The organism is Herbaspirillum sp. RV1423, from assembly GCF_000577615.1.
In the GTDB taxonomy this organism is placed as follows: domain Bacteria; phylum Pseudomonadota; class Gammaproteobacteria; order Burkholderiales; family Burkholderiaceae_D; genus Herbaspirillum.
Genome location: NZ_CBXX010000021.1, coordinates 48,578 through 71,668 on the forward strand (window position 1 = coordinate 48,578; position 23,091 = coordinate 71,668).

At 61.4% G+C, this 23,091-nt stretch carries 21 protein-coding genes; 6 read left to right on the forward strand and 15 right to left on the reverse strand.

Translation table 11 applies throughout. The annotated features are described in order from the left end of the window. Positions 1-26: 26 nt before the first annotated feature. From RV1423_RS18140 to polA, 14 genes are all read right to left on the reverse strand, one after another. Positions 27-986 (reverse strand): aspartate carbamoyltransferase catalytic subunit, encoded by a 960-nt coding sequence (locus RV1423_RS18140; RefSeq protein WP_034299614.1) that lies wholly within the window; start codon positions 984-986, stop codon positions 27-29. Continuing rightward, a complete protein-coding gene (pyrR, locus tag RV1423_RS18145) occupies positions 979-1,500 on the reverse strand; it encodes a bifunctional pyr operon transcriptional regulator/uracil phosphoribosyltransferase PyrR (RefSeq protein ID WP_034299617.1) in 522 nt (173 codons plus the stop codon). Before pyrR ends, RV1423_RS18140 begins: the two co-directional genes overlap by 8 nt. Continuing rightward, positions 1,487-1,879, reverse strand: coding sequence for a Holliday junction resolvase RuvX (gene ruvX, locus RV1423_RS18150; RefSeq protein WP_034299619.1), 393 nt, complete (start codon positions 1,877-1,879; stop codon positions 1,487-1,489). Before ruvX ends, pyrR begins: the two co-directional genes overlap by 14 nt. 10 nt (positions 1,880-1,889) lie before the next feature. Further along, on the reverse strand, positions 1,890-2,588 hold the full coding sequence (locus tag RV1423_RS18155) for a YqgE/AlgH family protein (protein WP_034299622.1): 699 nt from the start codon (positions 2,586-2,588) through the stop codon (positions 1,890-1,892). 53 nt (positions 2,589-2,641) lie between these two features. Continuing rightward, positions 2,642-4,060, reverse strand: coding sequence for an amidohydrolase family protein (locus RV1423_RS18160; protein ID WP_034299625.1), 1,419 nt, complete (start codon positions 4,058-4,060; stop codon positions 2,642-2,644). Between the two features lie 4 nt (positions 4,061-4,064). Next, the gene (locus tag RV1423_RS18165) at positions 4,065-4,856 is read right to left on the reverse strand and encodes an ABC transporter permease (protein ID WP_034299627.1); all 792 of its coding nucleotides are present in this window, start codon (positions 4,854-4,856) and stop codon (positions 4,065-4,067) included. Further along, on the reverse strand, positions 4,837-5,700 hold the full coding sequence (locus RV1423_RS18170; protein ID WP_034299690.1) for an ABC transporter ATP-binding protein: 864 nt from the start codon (positions 5,698-5,700) through the stop codon (positions 4,837-4,839). The genes RV1423_RS18165 and RV1423_RS18170 overlap by 20 nt, the downstream gene beginning before the upstream one ends. Before the next feature lie 25 nt (positions 5,701-5,725). Beyond that, the gene (locus RV1423_RS18175) at positions 5,726-6,751 is read right to left on the reverse strand and encodes an aromatic ring-hydroxylating dioxygenase subunit alpha (RefSeq protein ID WP_034299630.1); all 1,026 of its coding nucleotides are present in this window, start codon (positions 6,749-6,751) and stop codon (positions 5,726-5,728) included. 99 nt (positions 6,752-6,850) lie between these two features. Then, positions 6,851-7,846 carry an isopenicillin N synthase family oxygenase gene (locus RV1423_RS18180; protein ID WP_034299633.1) on the reverse strand — a complete coding sequence of 332 codons (996 nt, stop codon included), beginning with the start codon at positions 7,844-7,846 and terminating at the stop codon, positions 6,851-6,853. Between the two features lie 149 nt (positions 7,847-7,995). Further along, positions 7,996-9,000, reverse strand: coding sequence for an ABC transporter substrate-binding protein (locus RV1423_RS18185; RefSeq protein ID WP_034299636.1), 1,005 nt, complete (start codon positions 8,998-9,000; stop codon positions 7,996-7,998). Further along, positions 8,997-9,179, reverse strand: coding sequence for a hypothetical protein (locus tag RV1423_RS29930; RefSeq protein WP_155835154.1), 183 nt, complete (start codon positions 9,177-9,179; stop codon positions 8,997-8,999). Before RV1423_RS29930 ends, RV1423_RS18185 begins: the two co-directional genes overlap by 4 nt. 313 nt (positions 9,180-9,492) lie before the next feature. Next, entirely contained in the window at positions 9,493-10,377 is an 885-nt protein-coding gene (locus tag RV1423_RS18190; RefSeq protein WP_034299639.1) for a dienelactone hydrolase family protein, read from the reverse strand. Positions 10,378-10,489: 112 nt separating this feature from the next. Continuing rightward, complete coding sequence (locus RV1423_RS18195; RefSeq protein ID WP_034299650.1) at positions 10,490-12,142, reverse strand: methyl-accepting chemotaxis protein; 1,653 nt, start codon at positions 12,140-12,142, stop codon at positions 10,490-10,492. A 410-nt stretch (positions 12,143-12,552) separates the two neighbouring features. Further along, positions 12,553-15,309 carry a DNA polymerase I gene (gene polA / locus RV1423_RS18200; RefSeq protein WP_034299653.1) on the reverse strand — a complete coding sequence of 919 codons (2,757 nt, stop codon included), beginning with the start codon at positions 15,307-15,309 and terminating at the stop codon, positions 12,553-12,555. Here polA and RV1423_RS18205 point away from each other — a divergent pair, their 5' ends adjacent. The 6 genes from RV1423_RS18205 (at position 15,310) to RV1423_RS18230 (ending at position 21,394) form a co-directional block, all read left to right on the forward strand. After that, positions 15,310-16,062 carry a TIGR00730 family Rossman fold protein gene (locus RV1423_RS18205; protein ID WP_034299656.1) on the forward strand — a complete coding sequence of 251 codons (753 nt, stop codon included), beginning with the start codon at positions 15,310-15,312 and terminating at the stop codon, positions 16,060-16,062. 199 nt (positions 16,063-16,261) lie between these two features. Next, positions 16,262-17,368, forward strand: a complete 1,107-nt coding sequence (locus RV1423_RS28600) for a DUF4440 domain-containing protein (protein ID WP_081768885.1) — start codon at positions 16,262-16,264, stop codon at positions 17,366-17,368. A 142-nt stretch (positions 17,369-17,510) separates the two neighbouring features. Continuing rightward, positions 17,511-17,912: a hypothetical protein gene (locus RV1423_RS18215; protein WP_034299658.1), complete on the forward strand. Its 402-nt coding sequence runs from the start codon at positions 17,511-17,513 to the stop codon at positions 17,910-17,912. Positions 17,913-17,972: 60 nt separating this feature from the next. Then, positions 17,973-18,935 carry a homoserine kinase gene (locus RV1423_RS18220; protein ID WP_034299660.1) on the forward strand — a complete coding sequence of 321 codons (963 nt, stop codon included), beginning with the start codon at positions 17,973-17,975 and terminating at the stop codon, positions 18,933-18,935. 1 nt (position 18,936) lies between these two features. Next, the gene (locus RV1423_RS18225; protein ID WP_034299662.1) at positions 18,937-19,734 is read left to right on the forward strand and encodes a BPSS1780 family membrane protein; all 798 of its coding nucleotides are present in this window, start codon (positions 18,937-18,939) and stop codon (positions 19,732-19,734) included. Between the two features lie 97 nt (positions 19,735-19,831). Continuing rightward, entirely contained in the window at positions 19,832-21,394 is a 1,563-nt protein-coding gene (locus RV1423_RS18230) for a PAS domain-containing methyl-accepting chemotaxis protein (RefSeq protein WP_034299664.1), read from the forward strand. Between the two features lie 74 nt (positions 21,395-21,468). On the opposite strand, the gene RV1423_RS18235 is transcribed toward RV1423_RS18230, so the two are convergent. After that, complete coding sequence (locus tag RV1423_RS18235) at positions 21,469-22,761, reverse strand: sugar ABC transporter substrate-binding protein (protein ID WP_231502351.1); 1,293 nt, start codon at positions 22,759-22,761, stop codon at positions 21,469-21,471. Positions 22,762-23,091 lie beyond the last annotated feature (330 nt).

The following is a 23,091-nucleotide window of genomic DNA, read 5'->3' on the forward strand; positions in this document are numbered from 1 at the left end:
GCGTCAGTCCTGTTTGCACTAATAAATTAATTACCCGCCACGATGCTCATCACCGCCATGCGCACCGCGATGCCGAAGGTCACCTGCGGCAGGATCACGGCTTGCGAGCCGTCGGCCACGGCCGAGTCGATTTCGACGCCGCGGTTCATCGGCCCCGGGTGCATCACGATGGCGTCCGGCTTGGCCAGCGCCAGGCGCTCGGGAGTCAGGCCGTAGCTCTTGAAGAATTCCTGCGCCGACGGCAGCAAGGCGCCGCTCATGCGCTCGTTCTGCAGGCGCAGCATGATGATGACGTCGACGTCCTTCAAACCCTCTTCCATGTTGTGGAAGACGCGCACGCCCATCTGCTCCAATCCGTTCGGCAGCAGTGTGCGCGGACCGATGGCGCGCACTTCCGGCACACCCAATGTCGTCAAACCGTGGATGTCGGAACGCGCCACGCGGCTGTGCAGGATGTCGCCGACAATCGCCACGCGCAGGTTGGTGAAATCTTTCTTGTAGTGACGGATCGTGTACATGTCCAGCAGCCCCTGCGTCGGATGCGCATGACGGCCGTCGCCGGCGTTGACCACGTGCACGTGCGATTGCTTCGTGTCGATCAGGTGCTTGGCGATCAGGTAAGGCGCGCCCGATTGCGAATGGCGCACCACGAACATGTCGGCGTGCATCGCCGCCAGGTTGTCGATAGTGTCGAGCAGCGACTCGCCCTTGCTGGCGCTCGAGGCCGAAATATTCAGGTTGATCACGTCGGCCGACAGGCGCTTCGAGGCGATCTCGAAGGTGGTGCGGGTACGCGTGGAGTTCTCGAAAAACAGGTTGAACACACTCTTGCCGCGCATCAGCGGCACCTTCTTCACTTCGCGGTCGCCGATGCTGACGAAGGAAGATGCCGTGTCGAGGATGTTGGTGACGATTGCCTTGGGCAGACCTTCGATGGTCAGCAGGTGTTGCAGTTCGCCGTTCTTGTTCAGTTGTGGATTAAGCATGGACCACCGTCAGGGAAAATCGGCCGTCGTCGGCGCGTTGCAGATGCAGGGATTGGTTGTCGGCGAGCGTGATCGTCTCGGCCAGGAAGTCGGCGGCAATCGGCAGTTCGCGGCCGCCGCGGTCCACCAGCGCGGCCAGCAGGATGCGCGCCGGACGGCCGTAGTCGAACAGTTCGTTGATCGCGGCGCGCGTGGTGCGCCCGGTGTAGAGCACGTCGTCGACCAGCACGATGGTCGCGCCTTCCACGTCGAAGCCGATCTGGCTCGGCTTGACGTCGGCGCGCAAGCCTTTCTCGGCGAAGTCGTCGCGATAGAAAGACACGTCGATGAAACCGAGCCGGTCGTTCAGTTGCAGCTCGGCGGCCAGGCGTTCCGCCAGCCAGGCGCCGCCCGAGTGGATGCCGACGATGGCGACCTGCTCTGCGCCTTGCAGGCCCGCTTCGACTTGCTGCGCCAGCTTGCGATACAGCGCTTCTGCGTCAAGCGGCGGTAGAGGAGTGTTAGTTGTGCTCATGGGTGTCGTCAAAATATTGCTGCAAAATAATGGCGGCCGCCTCGGCGTCGATGTGCTCGCCGCGGCGCTGTTCGATCACGGCGGAAGAATAGCGCTCGTCCACCAGCACCGTCTCGACGCCGAAGCGTCCATGCAACTGGTTGGCGAAGCGGCGGCAGCGCACGGTCATTTCGTGCTCGGCGCCGTCGGGATGGCTGGGCAGGCCGACGATGCAGCGCGTCGGCGTCCATTCGTCGATCAGCTTGCCGAGTTCGGCGAATCTGGCATCGTTGGTGGCGGCGCTGATGATGGTCAGCGGCTGGGCTTGCTTGATCAAGGTATTGCCGATTGCCACGCCGATGCGCTTTAAGCCAAAGTCGAAGGCCAGGAGCGTTTCCACGTAGTCTCGCTCAGGCCCGGCCGAAGTCGCCGCTGAGCATGACCGGGTCGATACCCAGCAAGGCCAGTGCCGCGGTAAAACGTTGCTCCACCGGCAAGTCGAAAATGATGGAAGGATCGGCCTTGACCGTCAGCCAGCCGTTGCGGCCGAGTTCTTCCTCCAGTTGCCCGGCGCTCCAGCCCGAACAACCGAGGCTGACCAGCACCTGCTGCGGACCGTCGCCATGCGCCACGGCTTCCAGCACATCCTTGGAAGTGGTCAGCGAAATGCCCTCGGTCACCTGCAAGGTCGACGAAAACTGATCCATCGCCGTATGCAGCACGAAGCCGCGTTCGACCTGCACCGGGCCGCCGAACATCACCGGGCTGCGATACAGCTCGGGCGCGGCATCGGGCGAGTCGTGGACGATTTCGAGTTTGAGATTGATGCGATCGAACAGGACATCCATGGTCATGTCGGTCGGCTTGTTGATGACGACGCCGAGCGCGCCGTTCTGATTGTGTTCGCACAGGTACACGACCGTGCCGCCGAAAATCGGGTCCAGCATCGACGGCATTGCTATCAGGAAATGATTGGTCAGGTCCAGCTCGGCCTTGAGCGGCGCGGGACTTTCGGTGTTTTCTGCAATATCGGCGGATTCCGGCGCAGCGGCGGCAGCGTCGGAGGGGTCGGCGGGAGGGGTGTTGCGTCGCTTGATCATGCCCGGCATTTTAGCAGTTTTACCGCGCCGCCCCAAGCTGCCGGTCCTGGTTTGCCCCGGAATTAATCCGTCGCCAGCAAGCGCCGGGTGGCCTCGCGCGCCTGCCGTCCCAGCGCAGCCAGATCGACGCCCGGGATGGCGTCGTCCTCGACCACGGCCTTGCCGGCCACGTACAGGGCCTTGAGATAAGGACGGCCGCCAGCCACCACCGGCCCCAGCGCGGGGTCGTGCAAACCGAAATACCGCGGATCGTCGAGGCGGTACAAGGCAATATCCGCCTGTTGTCCGACCCGCAAGCCGTCAATGCCGCCCAGACCCAGCACCCTGGCGCCGCCGGTCGTGCCCCACCGCACCACGTCTTCCACGGTCGCCGCATCGGCGCCGCCCTCGAACTCGCCGCCGGCATAGGACGGCTTCGCTTCCTGTCCGCGCCGGGCGCGCTGCATCAGCCAGGCGGCATGGGTTTCCGACACCATGTCGGCCGCTTCGTTGGAGGCCGCGCCGTCGACGCCGATGGAAATCGGCACGCCGGCCTCTTCCAACTGGCGGATCGGCGCGATGCCGCTGCCGAGCCGGCCGTTGCTTTGCGGACAATGGGCGATGCCGGTGCCGGTCTTGCCGAGCAAGGCGATTTCCGACATATCGAGCTTGACCAGATGCGCGAACCAGACGTCGTCGCCGAGCCAGTCGCAGCGTTCGGCGAATTCCACCGGCGTGCAGCAATGCTTGTCGTGCGCGGTGTCCTGATAGCCGACGGTTTCCGACAGATGGCTGTGCAGACGCACGCCGGCGCGACGGGCGAAGCCGGCCATGGTGCGCAGTTCTTCCGGCGTGGCCGAATACAGCGGCGTGGTTGGCGCCATCACCACGCGGCGCATCGCTGCGGGCGACGGGTCGTGGTACAGCTTGATCAGGCGCTCCATGTCGGCCAGGTAGCCATCCAGTGTTTCCGGCCGCAGCGCCGTCGGCAGTTCGGCTTCGAGCTGGCGCGTCTGCGTGGCGCCGCCGCGGCACAGGACGAAACGCAGGCCGAGCGCGTCGGCTTCTTCAAACAGGATGGCCGAGGTGTCGTAGGGCATGCCGGGATAGTACAGATAGTTGTGGTCCGCGACCGTACCGCAACCGGAACGCATCAGTTCGACCAGGCCGATGCGCGCCGCCAGGCGGAACAGCTTCTCGTCGAACTTTGCCCGGTAGCGATACGGCGTCGCCGCCAGCCACGGCGTCAGCGACGCGTCGATGCCGGCCGGATCGCCCTTGAGCATGGACTGGAACAGATGATGATGCGTGTTCACCCACGATGGATACGCAATGCAGTCGGCGGCGTCGACAACGGCTTCGCCCGGCAACGGCGACAGTTTGCCGATGGCGCCAATGACGCCGTCGGCCACGCGGATATCGGGACCGGCATGGCGGGCAGCCGCGCCGGACAAACCCGTCATGATGGCGTCGAGATTGGTGATCAGAAAAGAATTTGTCATTGCCTTATCCAAGTTCACTTTCATGCCAGCCGGCCAGCGCCATGCGCGACAAGACCATCATGGCGAGGAACAACAGAATCCCGGTTGCCGTAATCAGGAACAGCGCCGCAAACAAACGCGGGATGTTCAACTGGAAGCCCGCTTGCAATATCTGGTAGGCCAGCCCCGATCCGGTGCCGCCGGTGCCAGCCACGAACTCCGCCACCACCGCCCCGATCAGCGCCAGCCCGCTGGAAATCCGCAAGCCGCCGAAGAAATAGGGCAGGGCGCTGGGGATGCGCAAGCGGCGCAAGGTCTGCCAGCGCGACGCCTTGTTCAGCTTGAACAGATTCAGCAAACCCGGATTGACGCTGCGCAATCCCAGCGTGGTGTTCGAGATGATCGGAAACAGCGCCATGATGGTGGCGCAGATCACCAGCGCGAACGTCGGCTCCTTGACCCAGATGATGATCAGCGGCGCGATCGCGACGACCGGCGTCACCTGCAGGATGATCGCATACGGGAAAAAGCTGGCTTCGATGAAACGGCTTTGCACGAATACGAAGGCGATCGCCACGCCGAGCAGCACCGACAGTGCGAAGGCCATGAAGGTGATCTTCAGCGTCACCAGCAGCGCGTCCGACAGCAGGCCCCAGTCCGCCACCAGCGTCTTGGCGATCACCGCGGGCGTCGGCACCAGATACACCGGCACTTCCAGCCCCGTGCAAATCAATTGCCACGCCAGCAGCAACGTCACGCCGATGGTGAACGGCGCGGCGACGCGCAGGAATTTCGGATTAGTGATCAAGGGCGTCATTCGCGCCTCCTTCCCGATTGGCCAGCGTCAGATAATCGGACAGCACTTTGCAATAGCCCATGAACTCCTGCGAAATACGAAAAGCGTCGTCGCGCATGCCGCCGGCGCCGGGCGCTTCGATCGGCACGTCCGCGATCACGCGCCCCGGCCGCGCCGCCATCACCACCACCCGGCTCGACAAATACACCGCTTCATAAATGCTGTGCGTGACGAACACCACGGTCAGGTCTTGCCGGCTCCAGATCTCGCGCAAGTCGGCGTCGAGCTTGTTGCGCGTGAACTCGTCGAGCGCGCCGAACGGTTCATCCATCAGCAACAGGTTCGGCCGCGTCGCCAGCGCGCGCGCAATCGAGGCGCGCATCTGCATGCCGCCCGACAGCTCGCGCGGATAGGCCTCGTGGAAGCGGTCCAGGCCCACCAGCCTGAGCGCATCCTGTACCCGCACGTCGCTTTCGGCGCGCGGCATGCGCCTGAGATCCAGCGGCAGGCGCACGTTCTGCGCGACCGAAGCCCACGGCATCAGTGTCGCTTCCTGGAACACCATCGCCAGCGTATGGTCCGATGCGCCGACCGTCGCCAGGCTCTTGCCCCACCAGCGGATGTGGCCGTGCGACGGTTCTTCCAGTCCGGCGAACATCTTGAGCAGGGTGCTCTTGCCGCAGCCGGACGGGCCGAGCAATGAAACGAACTCGCCGCGCCTGATGTCCAGCCTGACTTCGTCCAGCGCGCGCGTGCCGCTGCGGTAAGTCTTCTCCACCCGCTGCGCGCTCAGTACCGCCTCCGGGTCCACAACGCCCTGCTCCAATGCCGCCAGTTGCGACATTGCCTGATCGTCTCGTTTCATCATTGCTCCCTGCCTCGATGGTGAGTTAATCGTTGCTGCGGAAAACTTCAGTCTCGCCATGCTCTTCCAGCAACTGCAACAGCATGCGGCGCATGATCAGGCCCGGACGATCGGACGCCATGTGGAACTCCTGCTTGCGGCGCACGTCGATGCAGGCGTCCGGATCGGTGGCTTCGAGAATCTCGCGGTCCTCCACCAGGATCGGGGCATCCCAGGCGATCAGCTCGGCTTCCGCGCAGTCTTCTTCGGTGTCGTTGCGATACAGCCATTGCGCCAGCATGATGGAACCGTCGTCGATCGGCGTGGCGCAGTTGTAAATGATGTGATGACGTCCCGAACTCGGATACTGGCAACCGAACCGGCGCGAGAACGGCAGATACCAGCGGTTGAACATGTGGCGCATGGTGGTGTCGTCGGTGGTGCCGGTGACGCGATAGCTGGCCGGCACGTTCTTGATCGGCACCAATGTTTCGGCTTCGAAGCCGTAGTCGGTTTCGTTGATTTCATACTTCTCGGGCTTGGGCTGGTCGTACAGCCCGAAGGTGCCGCGATGCACATAGCTGAAGTGCGAATTGTCGAAGGAATTCTCCATCATGCGCAGCGCGCTGGTTTCCCAGCGTTCGTAGAACTGGAAGATGCGGCGGTAACCGGGCGTGGCCTCTTCCGGGAAGAACGGAATGTCGCGCAGCGGCTTCTCCAGCGCGACCCAGACATAGCCGTAGCGCTCTTCGCAGTAATACGACTGCACCATCGCGCCAGCCGGCGCGGCGCCGTCGGTATTTTGCGGCACCCGCACGCAAGCGCCGGAACAATCGAAGGTCCAGCCGTGGTAGCCGCAAACGATATTGCCGTCCTCGACGAAGCCCTTGGACAGTTTCGCGGTGCGGTGGCAGCAGCGATCCTGCAAAGCCGCCGGTTTGCCCGGCGACTTGAGCCAGACCACGATGTTCTCGCCCAGCAGCGTGAATGGCTTGGGACCGTCTTCCAGCATGGAAATCGGCATGACCGCATACCAGAACTTGCGCAAGACTTTTTGTTTTGTCACCAACATCGTACAACTCCTTTAAAACCAGCCACGCCCGGCTTGTCGCGCGGACATGGCCAACCGGCCGGCGCGCCATCATGGTCGCCTTCGCCGGCACAATTCACGTCATGACGCGGCGGCAAGCACGCTGGCGGCGCCAAAGGTTTCCTGCACCTTCTGTGCCAGGTATTCGCCGATGGTGCAGGGCGCGTAGCGCGCCGGGTTCTCGTCGGAACAGCACGACGGCAGGCAAGCCACCGTCACCGCGTGGTCGCCGTCCATGAAGAACGGCAGCGAATAGCGCGGCACCGGGTTGTCGTTGCGCACGCGATGCGGATTGCTGTGATAGATGTCGTTGCTCCAGCGCTGCAGCAGGTCGCCGATATTGACCACGAAACTGCCGTGCAACGGTGTGGCGCGCACCCAGTCGCCGTCGGCGTTGCAGACTTCGAGGCCGCCGACGTCATCCTGCGCCAGGATGGTGACCAGCCCCCAGTCGGTATGCGCGCCGGCGCCGATCTGGTTGTGCTGCGCCTGGGCCGGCTGCGGCGGGTAGTGCAGCATGCGTTGCGTGGCGATCGGGGTTCTCAGCGCGAAGTCGAAGAACCCTTCCGGCAATTGCAGCGACAGCGCGATGATCGACAGCAGGCGACGCGACAGCGCGCTCATGGCGGCGTGATATTGCTGCGCATGCTCGCGCATGGCAGGCAGCCCCCGCGGCCACAGGTTATGCCCATAGCGCAGCACGCCCTGCCGCACATAAGGATGATCGGGCGGCAAATCGGTGCCGAACTGAAAACCCTCCTTGAGGTCGGTCGGACCATCGTCGAGCGCCTGCGTGCCCATGCGCTCATAGCCGAAACCGGCCGGCGACAGCGACATGTCGACCGCGCGCTTCTCCGCGTCGGGCGCAGCGAAGAAACGCCGCGCCCAGTCGAACTGGCCGTCGACCAGGCTTTGCGGCACACCGTGGTTCACCAGGTAGAAGAAGCCGACGTCGCGGGCGATCTTGTGGATTTCCCAGGCGACCGCTTCGCGCTTGCCGATGTCGTCCGCAAACGCATCGGCGAAATCGATGACCGGCAAACGCTGCGCCGTCTTGGGTGGTGTGTAGAGAATCATGGCGTCCTCACGCTGTGGGTTCCATCTATGTCCGCGACATCATCACCGTCGTCCTCGAGAACGCGAGGACCCAGTGTCGTTACCCGCAGTTGGAACACGACGCTGGATTCCCGCATTCGCGGGAATGACGGCTTCTCTTTCTGCAACCGTCAAGGCATCACATGCATGTCCTTGACGAACTGCGTGGTGTACGCCTTATGCCAGTCGACGTCGGCCTTGAGCAGACCGGTAGCGACCATGGTGTCGTAGGTCTTCTTCCAGCGTTCGTCGGTCATGATGCCGATGCCTTGCTTGGCGGCGTCGCCGCCGGTGACCACTTTGAGCTCTTTGAGTTTTTGCAGGGCATAGGCCAGTTGCTCATCGGTCATGCTCTTGTTGTCCTGCTTGATGAGCGCATTGGCGGGAGCGGGATCTTCAAGATAGCTCTTCCAGCCTTCGGCGGATGCCTTGACGAAGCGCTTGACCAGGTCGGGCTTGGTCGCCACCATCTTCTGCAAGGTGATGATGGTGGTGCCGTAAGGCGGATAGCCGTCCTGCGCGAAGAGGAAGAAGTTGGCCTTGGTGCCGGCTTTCTCAGCCTGGAACAATTCCGACGACGGATAAGCCTGCTGCACGGTGTTGGGGTCGGCAAAGAACGGTTGCAGGTTGAAGGTGTATGCCTTCGATTGCGCATCGGTGTAGCCGTACTTGGCCTTCAGCCACGGCCACCAGCTCGACTGGCCGGAACCGGCGACCAGGATGGTCTTGTCCTTCAACGCCGCCAGGCCGGGCACGTCGGCGTGCGTCATCATGCCTTGCAAATCGGACTGGAAGGAGGTGCCGACGGTCACCAGCGGCAAGCCCTGCTCGATGCCCTTGAGCACCGTGAAGTCGTAGCCCATGCTGAAATCGGCCTGGCCGGCGGCGAGTATCTGCATGTTGTTGACTTGCGGACCGCCCATCTTGATGGTGACGTCCAATCCGTACTTCTTGTAGATGTCCTTGGCGACCGCCTGGTAGAAACCGCCGTGTTCGGCCTGCGCATACCAGTTGCTCAACAGCGTGACCTTTTCCTGCGCTTGCGCGGTCGCGGCAGCCTGCAATGCGATGGCGCCGATCAATGCTGCGGCGATGCGGATGAGGGATGTTCGCTTGCTCGACGTTTGCTTACTCATGGCCTTCCTTTCAGGTGGGTGTCGTTGTTTGAAAAAATCAGATAGCGCGCGCCAGCCGGTCGCTGCTGCGCGATGGCGCGGCTTGACAACAGGCGGTGGAAAACGTCGGGGAGAATGGGAAGCGCCGGAGTTGCAGCAAGTACAAACCGGCTGAAAAAAGAAAGAGAGCGTTGCGGCATTTCTCGTGTCCCATAAGTTACAGGAGCTATCGGCGTGTCCGATAGCGTCACGAGCAATGCCCCACAGTCGATGGTGTCCGGATCGACGGCTAGCCGCTTCTACTCAATCTTCAATCTAGCAATCCGCGTGCCATCCCGCATGCACAAGGGATGCGCCGGATTTCATGGCAAGACAAATAAAAAGAGGACGGAAAATTCCGTCCTCGGTACAAACAATTGATCCAAATCAGTGCGGCCTTCGATGCGCCGCGATCCGGTCGCCCCAAAAACTGGCGCTAAAAACTGGCGCCATTCCGCAACACCCGCCCAGAGATCAGATCACGCCATGCGATTTGAACCATTCGCCGGCGCGGCGCCAGCCGTCCTTGGCGTCCGCCTCGACGTAACTCGGGCGGTAGTCGGCATTGAACGCATGGCCGGAATTCGGATACACGACGAATTCCGATTTATTGCCTGCCTTGGCCAGTGCTTCCCTCATCTGTTCCACCGTGGCAACAGGAATGCCGCCGTCCTTGCCGCCGTACAAACCGAGCACCGGCACCTTCAGCGTCGGCGCAATGTCGATCGGATGCTGCGGCTGCAAGGCGCTTTTCTCGCCGACGATACGGCCATACCAGGCGACGCCCGCCTTGATTTTCGGATTGTGCGCGCAATACAGCCACACCACGCGGCCGCCCCAGCAAAAACCGTTGATGCCGATCTTGTCGGGATTGCCGCCGTTGCTTCCGGCCCAGGCGACATAGGCATCGAGGTCGCCGAATATCTGCCCGTCGGGCACCTTGGAGATGATCTCCTTGTTCAGTTCCGCAATGGTCGGATATGCCGCCGGATTACCCTGGCGCACGAACAGGTCCGGCGCAATGGCGAGATAGCCCAGCTTGGCGAAACGGCGCGCGATGTCGGCGATGTGTTCATGCACGCCGAAAATTTCGGAAATCACCAGGATCACCGGCAGGTTGGTCTTGCCTTCCGGCTGGGCGCGATAAGCCGGGACTTTCTGTCCGTTGACGGTGACGCTGACTTCGCCTGCAGTCAGGCCCACGGTGTCGGTCTTGATCATGGTCTGCGCGCACACCGGCATCACCGCAGCGGCAAACCCGGTGCCCAGCGCGGTCTTGAGGAAAGTACGGCGATCGCCGGCATCGAGCAGGCCGGTCGTGCCGGCCAGGCTGTTCACATCGTTCTTCAGATCGTTCATGAAATTCTCCAGAGTCAGAAGTGCGCTAAAAGAGTCGAATTCGCCAAGACAAGCACGGCCTGCATTCTACAAGACTTGCCCGTTTTCTCCGCTACCGCACAGGCAGCATCGATTATGCCGCCATCGCTCCCGGCAATTCCGGACGCATCGGCGTGATGTCGATGGTCCGCTGCGCCGTCGACGGCGCGGCGAGCTGGCGGCTGTCCAGCTTGAACACGCTGACCAGTTCGGCCAGGTTGGCGGCCTGGTCCTGCAGCGATTGCGCCGCTGCCGCCGCCTGCTCCACCAGCGCCGCATTTTGCTGGGTCATGTCGTCGATCTGGATGATCGCTTCGTTGACCTGGTCGATACCGCTGCTCTGCTCGCTGTTGGCGTTGGTGATCTCCGACATGACGTCAGTGACGCGACGGATGCTGGTGACGATGTTGTTCATGGTCACGCCGGCTTGCTCGACCAGCTTGCTGCCGTTTTCCACTCTGTCGACCGAGTCGCCGATCAGCACCTTGATTTCCTTCGCCGCGCTGGCCGAACGCTGCGCCAGGCTGCGCACTTCCGAGGCCACCACGGCGAACCCGCGCCCCTGTTCGCCGGCGCGCGCTGCTTCCACCGCCGCGTTCAGCGCCAGGATGTTGGTCTGGAACGCGATGCCGTCGATCACGCTGATGATGTCGACCACTTTTTGCGAAGACGCATTGATCGACTCCATGGTCTGCACCACCTGCGAAACGATGGTGCCGCCCTGCACCGCCACATCCGAAGCGGCCATCGCAAGCTGGTTGGCCTGGTGTGCGTTCTCGGCGTTTTGCTTGACCGTGGAGTTGAGTTCTTCCATCGATGAGGCGGTTTCTTCCAACGAGCCCGCCTGTTGCTCGGTGCGTGCCGACAAGTCAAGATTGCCGCGCGCAATTTCGGTCGATGCGGTGCTGATGGTTTCAGACCCCACGCGTACTTGCGTGACGATGGCGGCCAGCTTGTCGCGCATGCCCTTCATCGCCATCAGCAGGCTGTCCCTGTCGCCGGGCCTGGTCTCGATATGCACCGCCAGGTCGCCGTCGGCAATCTGGCCCGCGATCGCCACGGCATAGTCGGGTTCGCCGCCAAGTTTCTTCAGCAGGTTGCGGGTAATCCAGATCGCGGCGATCAAGGCAGTCACAATGCCGATCGCACTGGTCACCAGCATCAGCCAGCGCGCCGCCGCATAGGCGCTGGTGCTGGCCCTGGAAGCTTCGGCGTTGAGGCGGTCTTCAACCGCCACCAGCGCAGCCAGCTCGGTCTGCCATTTCCTCTGCACCGGCAGGTATTCTTCCTTGAGGAATTGCGCCAGTTCATATGCCTCGCGCTTGAGGCCAAGATCCACCGCTTGGTCGATCAGCTTGTGAGCGGCATCGGCCTGCGTCTTGATTTTCTGGATCGCGGCTTTCTTTTCGGCCGCGGCGCTGGCGTCCGTGCCGAACATGGTGCGCAACTTTTGTTCCGAACTCAGGTATTTTTGGGTCTGCGCCTTGATGTAATCGGCTTCTTTCTCGATGTCTTCGGCGCCGCCTTGCAGCATCAGGTTGCGCAGCGAAATGGAACGTTCGGAAACGGTTCCCATCATTTCGTTGACCAGCTTGGTTTCGGGATTATTCACCTCCACCACATCCAGAAAACGCCGCTGCATCTGATCCATGTTATACAGGCCAAACGCCGTCACGGCGACCAGCAACAGCACCACCCACGCAAAGCCCAGTCCCAGCCGCGTTCCCACCTTCAATCCTGCAACCATTGACGCCTCCTCGTTCTGCTTGTCTGAGAAGCGGTCGCTCGCGAAAGCCCGCCGAATACGTCGTCCTGCCTGCGCTTGTGTTTCCGTCGACGTAACAGCCAACCTCACCGTGCAACAGCTTCGTGTCTCTTGATGCTCTTGAATCTTTGTTATCTCATGCGGCATCGGGCGATGCCGTTGTTGCAACTTTTGTTTTATTTGTTTCTGGTTGTATTTACTGCAAGTACTGTCCCAGACATCGGGAAATACATTTTGCATCAATCCGCGTTGTCGCGCATCAATATAAATTGAGTGCGAATTTGCGCCGACAAGCCGGTGAACATGGCAAGTGCGCCTGGGTGCAATCGAGAACCACCGTCATACCAAAGAGTACGTCGAGCACAGGCGCACGTGGCAACGCCGACTGCCGGTCAATGGGCCTGGTCCCAGTTCTTTCCGACGCCTACTTCTGCAATCAGCGGTACCTTCAATGCCGCAACATTTTTCATCAGTTCGGGCAGCTTTTCACGTACGACCTCGATTTCCGCGTCCGGCACTTCCATCACGAGTTCGTCATGCACCTGCATGATCAGCTTGGATTGCAGAGCGTCGCGCTCGATCCAGCCTTGCACGGCGATCATGGCCAGCTTGATCAGGTCGGCGGCAGTCCCCTGCATGGGGGCATTGATCGCCGCGCGCTCTGCGCCCTGGCGACGCGGGCCGTTGGGCGAATTGATTTCGGGCAGCCACAGGCGGCGGCCGAACACGGTTTCGACATAGCCTTGCGCCTTGGCTTCGAGGCGCGTGTTGTCCATGTATTGCTTGACGCTGGAGAAACGCTGGAAATATTTGTCGATATACATCTGCGCGGCGGAACGTTCGATGCCGAGGTTGCCGGCCAGTCCGAAGGCGCTCATGCCGTAGATCAGGCCGAAGTTGATCACCTTGGCGTAGCGCCGCTGCTCGCTGGTGACGTCGCCCAGGCCGACGCCGAAGATTTCGGAGGCGGTGGCGCGGTGGATGTCCTCGCCGTCGGCAAAGGCCTTGAGCATGTTGGCATCTTCGGAGATGTGCGCCATGATGCGCAGCTCGATCTGCGAATAGTCCGCGGAGACGATGACGCTGCCCGGGGGCGCGATGAAGGCTTCGCGGATGCGACGGCCTTCGGCGGTGCGAATCGGAATGTTCTGCAGGTTGGGATCGTTGGACGCCAGGCGGCCGGTGACCGCCACCGCCTGCGCGTAATTGGTGTGCACCCGGCCGGTGGTGGGATCGACCATTTTCGGCAGCTTGTCGGTGTAAGTCGATTTCAGTTTCGCCAGGCCGCGATAGTCGAGCAGGATCTTCGGCAAGGGATAATCGTCGGCCAGCTTTTGCAGGACTTCTTCATCGGTCGACGGCGTGCCGGACGGCGTCTTCTTGACCACGGGCAGTTGCAACTTGTCGAACAATATTTCGCCGAGCTGTTTGGGCGAATTCAGGTTGAACGGCTGGCCGGCCAGATCGTATGCCTGCTGTTCGATTTCCAGCATGCGCTTGCCGAGTTCATTGGATTGCACGGCGAGGATGTCGGCGTCGATCAGCACGCCGTTGCGTTCGATTTTTTGCAGGACGATGGACGTCGGCACCTCGATCTTTTCATAGATGAAGCGCAGCTTGGCGTCGCTCTCGACCTGCGGCCACATGGCGTGATGCAGCGCCAGCGTGACGTCGGCGTCCTCGGCGGCGTATTCGGTGGCGCGGCCGATCTCGACCTGCTCGAAACCGATCTGCGATGCGCCTTTGCCGCACACATCGGTGTAGCTGATCGTGGTGCGGTTGAGGTGGCGCAGCGCCAGGCTGTCCATGTCGTGCGTGCGGTGCGATTCGAAGACATAGGATTCCAGCAGCGTGTCATGCACGATGCCGCGCAACTGTACACCCTGGTTGGCGAAAATGTGGCTGTCGTATTTGAGGTTCTGTCCCAGTTTGGGCTTGCTATCGTCTTCGAGCCACGGCCTGAGTTTTTCCAGCACCAGTTCGCGCGGCAATTGCGCCGGCATATCCTGATAGTTGTGTGCGACAGGAATATAGGCGGCGCGGCCGGGTTCGCAGCACAGCGAGATGCCGACCAGTTGCGCCTGCATGGGAATCAGCGAGGTGGTCTCGGTGTCGACGGCGGTCAGTTGCGCAGCATTGATCGTCGCGATCCAGGCGTCGAGCTGCGCCTCGGTGAGGACGGTCTCGTATTCCTTGGCGATGGCGGCGCTGGCGTCGAACAGGCCGACTTGCGAAGGCGCCGCCGTAGCGCCGGCAGCCGCATCTGCCGGCGTGGCGTTTGCATCGACCGCATTGTCGAGCTCACGCAGCCAGGACCGGAAGTTATAGCGTGTGAAGATTTCCCGCAGCGCGGCATTGTCCTTTGGCTGGACAATCAACGAGTCTAGGGTGCAACCCATATGCGCCGACAGGTCGCAATCGGTCTTCACCGTCACCAGCACACGCGCCTGCGGCAGCCAGGGCAACGCCTTGCGCAGGTTCTCGCCGACCACGCCGGTGATCTTGTCGGCGTTGGCCATGACGCCGTCGAGCGAATCGTATTGCGTAAGCCATTTGACAGCGGTTTTCGGACCGCACTTTTCGACGCCGGGAACATTGTCGACGGTGTCGCCGACCAGGCTCAGATAATCGACGATGCGCTCCGGCGGCACGCCGAACTTGGCGATGACGGCGGCGCGGTCGAGGGTTTCGTTGCTCATGGTATTGACCAGCGTGACGTGATCGTTGACCAGTTGCGCCATGTCCTTGTCGCCGGTGGAGACGATGGTCCTGAGTCCTTCTTCGGCGGCGCGCACGCCCAGCGTGCCGATGACGTCGTCGGCCTCGATGCCCTCGACCATCAGGATGGGCCATCCCAATGCGCGCACGGCGGCGTGGATGGGTTCAATTTGCAACGCCAGATCTTCCGGCATCGATTTGCGTGTAGCCTTGTACTCGGCGTACAAGTCGTCGCGGAACGTTTTCCCTTTGGCGTCAAATATACAAGCGATGTAACTTGCGGGATAATCGTTGCGCAGTCGGCGCAACATATTGATGATGCCGTACAACGCACCGGTCGGCGCGCCTTCCGCGTTACGCATGTCGGGCAAGGCATGGAACGCACGATAGAGGTAACTGGAACCATCAACTAACAACAAGGTTTTTTGCATATGGAACTTAGAGGAAAAAATGTACCGCGACTGCGGGAAGTGGATGACATCGAGCGCGCCACCGCCAAGAAAGCGCGCGAGTCATGGCATGTACTCACGATTATGGCAGAATTTATCGAGTCCACCGAACGCCTGTCGGAGCTGCGGCCGGCGGTTTCCATCTTCGGTTCCGCGCGCACAAAGCCGGACGATCCGCATTATGCCTTGTGCGTCGACATCGCGCGGCGCCTGTCCGACGCCGGCTTCGCCGTGATCTCCGGCGGCGGTCCGGGCATCATGGAAGCAGCCAACAAGGGCGCTTACGACGGCGCCTCGCCATCGGTCGGCCTTAACATCCAACTGCCGCACGAACAGCACGGCAACGCCTGGCAGGACATCTCGCTGTCGTTCCGCCATTTCTTCGCGCGCAAGGTCGCCTTCGTCAAGTATGCCGACGCTTACGTCGTGTTGCCGGGCGGCTTCGGTACGCTGGACGAACTGACCGAAGCGCTGACCCTGATGCAGACCGGCAAGTCGCGCCTCATGCCGGTGATCCTGGTCGGCAGCCAATTCTGGAGCGGCCTGATGGAGTGGATCAAGACGCGTCTGGTCGACGACGGCATGATTTCCCCCAAGGACACGAACCTGCTGCAAGTCATCGACGATCCTGCGGAAGTGGTCACGGCGATTCAGGCGTTCTACCAGACGCACCGCAAACCGGTCGGCATCGAAGATACCGAGGAAACCGAACGGCAAACCGGCATGTATCTGTAACGCACCGGGCAGAGGCCGACCGGCGACAGCCGGCGGTCTTTGTCATCACAGACCGCAACAATTTTCTACAATTTTCTACAAATTTATCGCGTTTATTCTAAGATTAAAAACACGCTGAACAAAAGCGCCGGGCAGTAATCCAAGCCGTTTTTCTGCGATGCAGGTATCGATTTTCCTCTTCGTTTTAATCGACTAAATTATGATGACCATCAAACACTGGCTCGGCTGCTTTCTTGCGCTTGCATCCATGCAAACGGGCGCGGACGCCCTCGCGCAATCCGGCGTATCGAACAGCGCCGGATCATCTTCGGTCCAAAATCCCGCCACGCTTTCTCCGACGGTCGAACAAATCGCCAGCGCAGCGTCGAAAGGCGATCCCGAGGCCCAATACATGCTGGCGCAGATGTACAGCACCGGCAGCGGCGTACCGAAAGATGCCGCCGCCGCGGTGTTGTGGCTGCAAAAGGCCGCCGCCCAGGGCCATGCCAATGCCCAATACAGTCTCGGCACCTGCTATCTGCTGGGTGAAGGCGTACCGAAAAATTCGGAGACAGCCGTCCAATGGCTGACCAAATCCGCTCAGCAAGGCCATGCGTTGGCGGAAACCAATCTCGGCGCGATCTACCTCAACGGCGACGGTGTGCCGCAGAATTTCCGCCTGGCGCTGTCCTGGATGGAAAAAGGCAGCGCCCAAGGTTATGCGCTGGCCCAATACAGCCTCGGCAAGATGTATCAGAACGGTTATGGCGTGCGCACCGATGAAACGGTCGCCGCGCAATGGTATGCCAAGGCCGCGGCGCAAAACTATCCGCTGGCCAAGCAGGCGCTCGCAGAACTCCAACGCGGCCCGGCGTCTCGCGCCGACAAGAGGCCGGCCGCCGTTGCGGACACGCCATCCGCACCACAGGCCGCGATGCGCCGGGACAATCCTCCTGCCGCCATGCCGCAGGAACAGGATGCGGTGCTCAAGATTGTCCAGGACTGGGCCGCCGCATGGAGCCGCAAGGAAGTCGACACCTACCTGAGCTACTACGCAGACGACTTCACGCCCGCCGATGGCCAGAGCCGCAGTGATTGGGCAGCCCTGCGCCGCGCGCGCATCGACGAGCGCCGGCACATTGCCGTCTCGGTCGCAGCCCCGCACATCGACATCGCCGGCGATACCGCCACTGTCGTCTTCCAGCAAAAATACGTATCCGACAATCTCACAGAAACCAGCCGGAAGACCCTGGTGCTGGTGCAACAGGGAGGCGGCTGGAAAATCCGGCAGGAGAATTCCGGTAAAACTCCCGCCAGACAGCGATAGCCGGGAAAAGCAGGAAAATCCGGCGACCGACGCCGCACAACGTGTTTCAATGCACTCCCGACATTGGAGAGGATGCGGGCTCATGCCGATTCGTTTGTTACAATGAGCCTACTGTTAACCTTGTCCTGAATGCGAGTTCACAATGAATACAAGAAGCCGGTCCGCCGTATCGCTTTGCTTCTCCCTGCTGATGTTGTCCTCCCTGGCCCATGCACAGGCGGTTTCGGACAAGCCGGCGCCGCCTCCTCCTGAGTTGCAAACGCTGGAAGAAGGCGAACCGCCGGCCGTAACCATCAAGAAACCCGGCGAGGAAGAAGGCAGCGGCAACAGCATCACCGAGCGCCGCGATCACGGCCAGACCAAGGAAGTCAAGGTCAAATCCGGTCCGAGCACCTATTACCTGAAGCCGAAGGAACAACTCGGCAGTTCCGTGCCGGGTGATGTCCAGAGCGGCCCGCCGACCGGCGCGCAATGGCAGATCAAGGAATTCGACTGGGGCAGCAAGAAGAAAAAGCCGGAAGCGACCGACGGTTCCGACAAATAATCCATCATGTCCGGGCGGCATCCCGTCCGGATTTCACTTCGTTCTTCATCATTTCCGCACATGGCAGTTTTTACTCCGGTCAGCCTGGACGACCTTTCGGGCTGGATCACACAGTTTTCTCTCGGCAAAGCGCTGGCCGTCAAAGGCATTTCTTCCGGTATTGAGAACAGCAATTTCTTCATCACCACCGAAAGCGGCGAATACGTCCTGACGCTGTTTGAAAAACTGAGTTTCGAGCAATTGCCGTTTTACCTGGAACTGATGCGGCACCTGGCGCAACGCAAGGTGCTGGTGCCGGCACCGATACCGAACAAGAACGGCAGCATCATCAATGCCCTCAACGGCAAGCCCGCTTCGATCGTCACCAAGCTCGAAGGCGCCTACCAGCCGAAACCGGAACCTGTGCATTGCGCCGAAGTCGGCGCAATGCTGGCCAGGATGCACCTGGCGGCGCAGGATTTCAGCATCCGCCAGCCGAACCTGCGCGGCCTGCCGTGGTGGCGCACCACCACGCCGGTGGTGCTGCCCTACCTGAATGCCGACACGCAAGACCTGCTGCGCGCCGAAATGCGCTTCCAGGAAGACTTCGCGGCCTCCGACATCTACGCGCAACTACCCAACGGCCCGGTGCATGCCGACCTGTTTCGCGACAATGCCATGTTCGTCGGCACGCGCCTGACCGGTTTTTTCGACTTTTATTTCGCCGGCTGCGACACCTGGCTGTTCGACCTTGCCGTGACCGTCAACGACTGGTGCATCGATTTGCCGACCGGCGCGCTCGACCTGCCGCGCGTGCGGGCGATGCTCAACGCTTACCATGCAGTGCGCCCGTTCAGCACCGCCGAAGGCCAGGCGTGGAACGCCATGCTGCGCGCCGCCGCGCTACGCTTCTGGCTGTCGCGCCTGTATGATTTTTACCTGCCTCGTGCTGCCGAGATGCTGACGCCGCACGATCCCACGCATTTCGAACGCATCCTGAGGCTGCGCGTCGCCGGCGCAATTCCTCCGCTCCCACTGAACTGATATGGAAAAACTTCCCGCAAAAACCGGCTGGCTCTGGGTCAAAGAGGGCCTGGCCCTGTTCCGCAAACAACCTGCCGAGGTCTCGACGCTGTTCCTGAGCTACATGTTCCTGATGCTGGCGCTGGGCATCGTGCCGGTGATCGGCCAGTTGCTGCCGCTGATCCTGGTGCCGGTGTTCGCGATGTCGTTCATGCAAGCCTGCCTGCACATTGAGGAAGGCAAGCGCGTCTACCCCAACCTCCTGCTGGTCGGCTTCCGCTCGCCTGCCTTGCGCAGCCTGCTGACGCTAGGCGTGCTTTACCTGCTGGCCGCGTCCGCCGCAGTGGGACTGTCCGCGCTGGTGGACGGCGGCGTTTTCTGGAAGGCCATGACCGGCCCCGGCCTCGATCCCAAGGACATCGAAGGCAGCAGCATCCGCCTGGCCATGGCGACGGCGGCGATCGCCTACATCCCGGCCGCGATGGCGTTCTGGTTTGCCGCACCGCTGATCGTCTGGCAAAAGATGCCGCTTGGCAAAGCCTTGTTCTACAGCTTTTTCGCCGTGCGCCGCGCCGGCAAGGCGTTTGCCGTATATGGTCTGGTCTGGCTGGTGATCGGCGTCGTGCTGCCGGCGGCTGTCAGCACGATTGTCGCCTTGCTGATCAACAACATCACGGTGATCGTATTTATTTTGTTGCCATTGTCGATAATATTGACCGTCGTCATGTATTGCTCGTTTTACCCGACATACACTGCCATCTTTGGCAGGCCGCAACGCGACGAAGCTCCCGCACCCGGTAGCGACGACGGCGCAAGGTAAAATAACTGTAAAAATCAAGTAGAACTCATTTCATAAATGGGCATGAGATGCGTTCTAATACTGTCCACTACTTACGCTTCTGTCACGGGGAAAAAAGATGCGCATGAATCTGCCGGTAACCAATGTCGAATACGAACTGCAAGACGGCAAATCGATCGTTTCAAAAACGGATCTGAAGGGCAACATCACCTACGTCAACCCCTACTTCATCGAAGTCAGCGGATTCCAGGAAGAAGAACTGATGGGCGAACCGCAGAATATCGTGCGCCATCCCGACATGCCGGGGCAAGCCTTCGCCGACATGTGGAAAACCGTCAAAAAAGGTATTCCCTGGACCGGTCTGGTCAAGAACCGCCGCAAGACCGGCGACCATTACTGGGTACTCGCCAACATCACGCCGGTGCGCGAAAAAGGCCAGGTCATCGGCTATATGTCGGTACGCACCAAACCATCGCGCCAAGACGTCGCCGCCGCCGAAAAGCTCTACGCCGACATCCGCAAAGGCAAGGCCAAGGGCATCGCCATCGAGCAGGGCAACGTCGTCAGGACCGGCTTCATGGGCTGGATCGCAAAGCTCGGCAGGATCGGCCTCAACACCCGCATCAACCTGTCCATGATGACGCTGCTGGGATTGCAACTGGTCGCCGGAAGCGTCAGCTTCTTTGCCGACCACAGCACGCTCAATACCGGCATCTGCATCGCCACCATGCTGGTCACGCTGTACATCTGGTATGCCCTGCACAGCGCACTGGTGCGGCCGATCAACGCCGCCCTGCAAGCGACTTACGCCATCACCGGCGGCGACTTGTCGAACCGCATCGAATCCGACCGCCACGATGAAATCGGCCGCCTGCTGCGCGCATTGCGCCAGATGAACGTCAATCTCACCGCCATCATCGGCGACGTGCGCTCCAATGTCGAAACGATCAACGGCGCCACGCGCGAAATCGCCAGCGGCAACGCGGACTTGTCGCGCCGCACCGAATCGCAGGCGTCGAACCTGGAAGAAACCGCGTCCAGCATGGAACAGCTTGCCACGACCGTACGCCAGAACGCCGACAGCGCATTGCAGGCGAACCAGTTGGCGGCATCGGCCTCATCGATCGCGCTCAAGGGCGGCGACGTGGTGGCCAAGACCGGCAACACCATGAGCGAGATCAGCGCCTCCTCGAAGAAGATCGTCGACATCATCAGCCTGATCGACAGCATCGCCTTCCAGACCAATATCCTGGCGCTGAACGCCGCCGTCGAAGCCGCCCGCGCCGGCGAACAAGGCCGCGGCTTTGCCGTGGTGGCGTCCGAAGTACGCAGCCTGGCGCAGCGCTCGGCCGGCGCCGCCAAGGAAATCAAGACGCTGATCGAAGATTCGGTCGAAAAAGTCGACATCGGCAACCGCCTGGTGGACGATGCGCGCAGCACCATGACCGAGATCGTCGAGTCGGTCAAACGCGTCACCGGCATCATGACGGAGATTACCGTCGCCACCCAGGAGCAAAGCGCCGGCATCACGCAAGTGCATCAGGCCGTGACCGACATGGATGAAAGCACGCAGCAGAACGCCGCGCTGGTGGAACAAGCCGCCGCCGCCGCAGGCAGCCTGGAAGAGCAGACCGGACGCCTGCTGCAGGCGATCGCCGTGTTCAAGTTCCAGCACAAATAAGCGCCTGCGCGCAGACGGCGCCCGATAAAAATGGCAAGAGCGTTCCTCTTGCCATTTTTTATGGTCGCGACGAATCAATACCTGATGTAACGTCCTTGCTGCATCAGGCGCACGGTAATCGCCTGGGAAGCCTGTAATGCGGAATCGACGCTGCCCCTGCCGCTCAGCGTGCGGGCAATCGCCTGGCCGGTGAAGGTGCCGATGGACTGGAATTCCGGGATCGAGGCAAACTGGACGCCGATATAGGGTACCGGCTTGAGCGTCGCATCATCCGGATCCGCGCTCCGGATCGCGTTCAGGACAAAGTCGGAAAACGGCGCAACCTTTCTGTACTCGGCCGATGCATACGTCGACATGCGCGTGCCCGGCGGCACCAGCGCCCAGCCGCTGTCCCCGGCAACCAGCCTGATGTACTCCTTGGAGGTCGCCCAGATGGCGAATTTTTTGGCCGCTTCTTTCGATTTCGACGAATGCGGAATCCCCAGCGCCCATGTCCACAGCCAGTGCGCGCCCTTGTCCGTTGTCGCGACCGGCGCCGCCGCAAAAGCGATCTTGTCGGCGACCCTGGAATCCTTGCCGCGATAGAGAATGCCGGCAGCCACCGTGGCGTCTACCCATATCGCGCATTTGCCTGCGGAAAACAAGGCCAGGTTTTCGTTGAAACCGTTGGAGACGGCATCGGCGGGACCCTGGTTGCGCATCAGGTCGACGTAAAGGCCGACGGCCTGCTTCCATTCCGGCGAATCGATCTGCGGCTGCCACTGCTCGTCAAACCATCTGCCGCCGTAGGTGTTGACCATGGTGCCGATCAGGGCCATGTTCTCGCCCCAGCCGGGACGCCCGCGCAAGCAGATGCCGTTTACGCCGTTGGCGGGATCGTGCAGTTGCGCAGCGAATGACGCGATGTCGTCCCAGGTCGGCCGGATCGGCATCGCCAATTTCTTTTGTTCAAACAAATCCTTGCGGTAATAGGTCATCGAACTCTCCGCATAAAACGGCAAGGCATAAAGCCTGCCGCCGCTGCTCAATCCCTCGCGCACCGACTGCAGCAAATCGGCCTCGTCGTAACTTGCAGGCAGGTCGGTCATCGGCACCAGCCATTCCTTTTGCGCCCAGATCGGCACCTCGTACAAACCGATGGTCATCAGGTCGAACTGACCGCCGCTGGTCGTGATGTCGGTCGTCACACGCTGGCGCAATACACCTTCGTCCATGACGATCCAGTTCAGCCTGATGTCGGGATTTTCCCGCTCGAACCGCGGCGCCAGCTTTTGCAGTTCGATCATGTCGGGATTGTTGATGGTGGCGATGTTCAGTACCGTGACCGGATCGGAGACGGCGGCGCCAGGCGCGAGCGCTCCCGCCATCGCGGCGACCAGGAAGAACAACCGCGCCGCCATGACGGAGCGTGAAAGTGTCATGCAAGGCTTCATGCGACTCCCCCTGTTGGAATAGGACCTCAGCCGGTTCGGATGGAAATCATCAAATGATTCCCGCGGCAGCTCAAAGATATCGACGCCCATCGAGCCGCTCCCAGAAGGCGCCGTCATCGCCGTGATCCCGACGGATTGTCCGGCCCCTGCTGCGGTCCAGCCGGCGGCGCGCCGAGTCCGGGTCGAGTCGGCGGCGCTACGAGGCGGGGGGGATTCGACGGGGCCCCCATTGGGATCACATGCACCTCCCTGCCGCTCACCTCG